The organism is Burkholderia sp. BC1 (assembly GCF_052683555.1).
The window spans coordinates 1-4,082 of record NZ_JBQYLP010000141.1 but is presented as its reverse complement, the minus strand read 5'-3'; the positions used below and the strand labels follow the sequence as shown (position 1 = coordinate 4,082).

The 4,082-nt window shown below is 51.7% G+C and carries 4 protein-coding genes; all 4 read left to right on the top strand.

Annotation, left to right across the window (positions count from 1 at the left end; all coding sequences use genetic code 11):
• The coding region (gene galE / locus ACSHSS_RS29740; RefSeq protein WP_445545934.1) for a UDP-glucose 4-epimerase GalE at positions 1-774 on the top strand (774 nt) is incomplete at its 5' end.
• A complete protein-coding gene (locus ACSHSS_RS29735) occupies positions 771-1,619 on the top strand; it encodes an ABC transporter permease (RefSeq protein ID WP_445545933.1) in 849 nt (282 codons plus the stop codon). The genes galE and ACSHSS_RS29735, both read left to right, overlap by 4 nt.
• On the top strand, positions 1,609-2,922 hold the full coding sequence (locus ACSHSS_RS29730) for an ABC transporter ATP-binding protein (protein WP_445545932.1): 1,314 nt from the start codon (positions 1,609-1,611) through the stop codon (positions 2,920-2,922). Before ACSHSS_RS29735 ends, ACSHSS_RS29730 begins: the two co-directional genes overlap by 11 nt.
• Positions 2,919-4,082, top strand: a 1,164-nt coding sequence (locus ACSHSS_RS29725) for a glycosyltransferase family 4 protein (protein WP_445545931.1), incomplete at its 3' end; no start/stop codon positions are given. The genes ACSHSS_RS29730 and ACSHSS_RS29725, both read left to right, overlap by 4 nt.

Genomic DNA, 4,082 nt, shown 5'->3' with positions numbered 1-4,082 from the left:
CATTTCGCCGGGTTGAAGGCGGTTGGCGAGTCTGTTGAAAAACCGCTTCTCTACTACGACAACAATGTCGTCGGCACCCACCGCCTTCTTGCAGCCATGCAGAACTGCGGTGTCACTACACTGGTCTTCAGTTCTTCTGCCACCGTCTATGGCGAGCCTCAAAGCCTGCCACTCACGGAAGACCACCCGCTATCGGCCACCAACCCCTACGGGCGCAGCAAGCTGGTCATCGAAGACATGCTGCGGGATGTGTATCGCGCCCATCCCGATTGGCGCATTGCCATCCTGCGCTACTTCAACCCGGTGGGCGCGCACGAGAGCGGGCTTATCGGCGAAGACCCACAAGGCACGTCCAACAACCTCATGCCCTATATGGCGCAAGTGGCTGTGGGTCGGATCGATTTTCTGAATATCTGGGGTAGCGACTACTCCACACATGATGGCACCGGCGTGCGCGACTACATCTATGTTGTCGATCTGGCTTTGGGTCATCTCAAGGCGCTTGAAGCGCTCGAGCGAGCGCAGTGCATTCAAGTCAACCTGGGTACTGGCGTGGGCTACAGCGTGCTCGATGTCGTCAAAGCCTTTGAATCCGCCAGCGGCCATCCTGTGCCTTACCCCATCGGGCCGCGTCGCCCGGGTGATGTGGCAGCCTGTTATGCCGACCCTCAATTGGCCATGCGGCTATTGGGCTGGAATGCCGAGCGTGACTTGCCTGCCATGTGCCAAGACCACTGGCGCTGGCAAAAACACAATCCACAAGTATTCGTATGACCTCACCAACCGTTTGCTGTACAGGGGGCCGCCGTTTCTCAGCCTCCCCCGTCGAAATGTTCGCCACTCTCTGGCGCAACCGTGAACTCATCAAAACCTCGGCCAAGCGCGAGGTGCTGGGGCGCTATCGCGGTTCGTTCCTCGGCCTACTCTGGTCGTTCTTCAATCCGCTCTTAATGCTCGCCGTGTACACGTTTGTCTTCAGCATTGTGTTCAAGGCGCGCTGGAACTTGGAAAGCGACTCCAAGACCGAATTTGCCTTGATGCTCTTTGCCGGCTTAATGGTTTTCAACTTGTTTGGCGAAAGCATTAGCCGAGCGCCGTCGCTGGTGCTCGGCAACGTAAACTACGTCAAAAAGGTGATTTTCCCTCTGGAAATTCTGCCCGTTGTCACCCTGCTTTCCGCGCTGTTCCACGGGATGATTAGTCTTGGCGTCTGGTTGCTGGCCTACCTGGTGTTCTTCGGTCTGCCTCATGCCGCAGTGCTCTATCTGCCGTTGATCATGCTGCCTTTCCTTCTGTTCATTATGGGCCTAAGCTGGTTGCTGGCATCGCTTGGGGTTTTCTTGCGTGACGTTTCCCAATTCATCGGTACGATCATTTCCGTGTTGATGTTCATGACTCCGATCTTCTACCCTGTTACTGCCTTGCCAGAAGAATTCAGGCAATGGCTCTATCTCAATCCGATCACTTCTGTCATCGAACAAGTGCGAGATGTTCTCTATTGGGGCAGGTCCCCGGATTTTGCTCTATTAACTATCCATACAATGGCTTCGGCAGTCATGGCTTGGCTTGGTTTCGCGTGGTTCCAGAAGACGAGGAAAGGGTTTGCCGATGTCCTCTGAAATTGCTATTGCTGTCACAGGTGTATCTAAACGGTACGAAATGTATTCGCAGCCGCATGATCGTCTGTTGCAATTCCTTTCGCTAGGGAAGCGCCAGTACTTTAAGGAATTCTGGGCTCTTAGAGATGTTTCGTTCTCTGTACAAAAAGGCGAAACAATCGGCATTCTTGGTCGTAACGGTAGTGGGAAAAGTACGCTGCTTCAGATTATTGCCGGCACCCTAGCGCCTACCTCCGGTGAAGTCAGTACGAACGGTATCATGACAGCGCTGCTTGAACTTGGCTCAGGCTTTAACCCGGATTTCACAGGGCGAGAGAATATTTATCTCAATGGATCAGTACTAGGTTTTTCCAAGCAAGAAATGGATGCCCGGTTTGATGAGATTGCTGCTTTCGCTGATATTGGAGAGCACCTTGATCAACCGCTTAAAACCTACTCTAGCGGCATGGCTGTTCGCTTGGCCTTTGCCGTGCAGGCGTGCGTGTCACCACAGGTGCTTATTGTTGATGAAGCTTTGTCTGTCGGAGACGAAAAGTTCCAACGAAAGTGCTTCGATTATATCGAACGGTTGCGTGAGGGAGGGTGCTCCATTTTACTGGTGACGCACTCAACAGCGACGGTAGAAAAGTTTTGTCAGCGCGGGATCCTTCTGCACAAGGGGGTCGTTCATGGAATTGGCCCCGCCAAAGAAATCGTCGACCAGTATCATGCGCTACTTTATTCGGATGAGAAAGCATATGTCCGATATTTGCAGCAAAGCCAATCCGTAAATAAATCTCTTGCGTCGGTTGATCAAGCAAAAAATCGTCTGCAATCAGAGGGGGCGATCAGCAACGAAAGCGAATCCAGCGCGACTGGTATGCGCGCCGTGATCTCCAATTGGCAAATTCTTGACTCATCAGGAAGCCCTTGCGAACAGTTTAAGACTGGTGAAACCATGACGGTTCGTTTTTTTGTGGACGTTTTGAGTCAGGTTAATGAAATTCAGGCGGGCATGTTGATCCGGACAGTGGAAGGCGTCTCTGCATTCGGGACGAGTACGCTGTATCACCAAAAGAACTTCATTGACGCGCAGCCAGGGGGACGACTTCGTTTTGATTTTGAGCTGCGAGCCGACCTGTGCGCCGGCACTTACTTTATAACCTTGGCAATAGCGCAAGCGATATCGCACGGCGATATGCTGTACCTTGACCGCAAGACTGATATCATTGTTTTTAAGGTGCATCAACCCCGTGTTCTTGCCAGTGGTATAGCCATGCTTGATACAAATGTGGCGGTGGCTGAATTGGGGGGGGGGGCATGAAATCGCTTCTAATCGTTACCGAGCAGTTTACTATAGGTGGCCTCGAAACGCACATTCGTGGGGAAATCGAACACCTAGCGAAAGCTGGTGTAGCAGTTCATTTGGCAGTGGGCAAAGACTTTCAAGACGTACTTTTGCCTGCCGGCCTAACTTCCATGACGTACGGGCTGCCTTTGGGACCTGAGTGTTCGCCCGAAGCACTATTGAAAGCAATCGACCATCTTCGACAGATCATTCGCGAACATGCGATTGAATGCGTTCATGTCCATCCGTTCTCCGCAATTATTCCTGCTGTTGCGGCAGCCGAATTGGAGCGCGTGCCTTATTCCATTACACTGCATGGCCCAGCTTCATTGGCAAGCTACTACGGACCTATTTATGATCTATTGGTCAAAGATATTGTCTTGCCAAGTGCGCCTTTGATTGTTGCGGTGTCACCAGAGGTTCAGAGTTTACTAACCATTCATGTGCCCAATAAATCAGTTTTCTGCATTCCAAATGCTGTCGCATTTGAAGAGTCTCTTCGCATGGCATTGACACCTAGCTCGATGGACCTGCGTTGGCTGGTTGTATCTAGATTGGACGAATTCAAGGTACAGGGTATCGTCGACTTTTGCATCAAGGCAAAAACATGCGGCATTCCAGGGGTGGTGATTGCGGGCGATGGGCCTGCGAAGCAGAAGTTACTCAAGATGCTTGAGGAACAAGGAACCTCAGATTACGTAGAGCTAGCTGGAGCGAGCAATGAAGTACCTTCACTGATCCAGAAGTTCTCTGGTGTTGCAGGGATGGGGCGGGTTGTTCTTGAGGGAATTTCGGCGCGTAAACCTGTGGTATTAGTAGGGTACGATGGCGTGAAGGGAGTTGTTGATAAACAGCTTCTGGAGAAAGCTGCTGAGCGAAACTTTTCCGGTCGTGACCTTCCCGTAATTGGTGGTAATGAATTCTTTGCTCAGCTACGAGGAAAGACAGGGAAAGACAAGATCTTTGAGGTGTTCGAGTATGCCAAAACGCGTTTCAATGGCCACGATGCATGGGGTAGGTTCCTCAGCAAAATCAACTCGCTAGCAGCCCCTGTACCGACTGTACTGACCGGTTTGTACCACTCCCTTTCCGTAGGCGCCATCGATGGAACGGCACCTTACCTCTGGAGCAAAGTG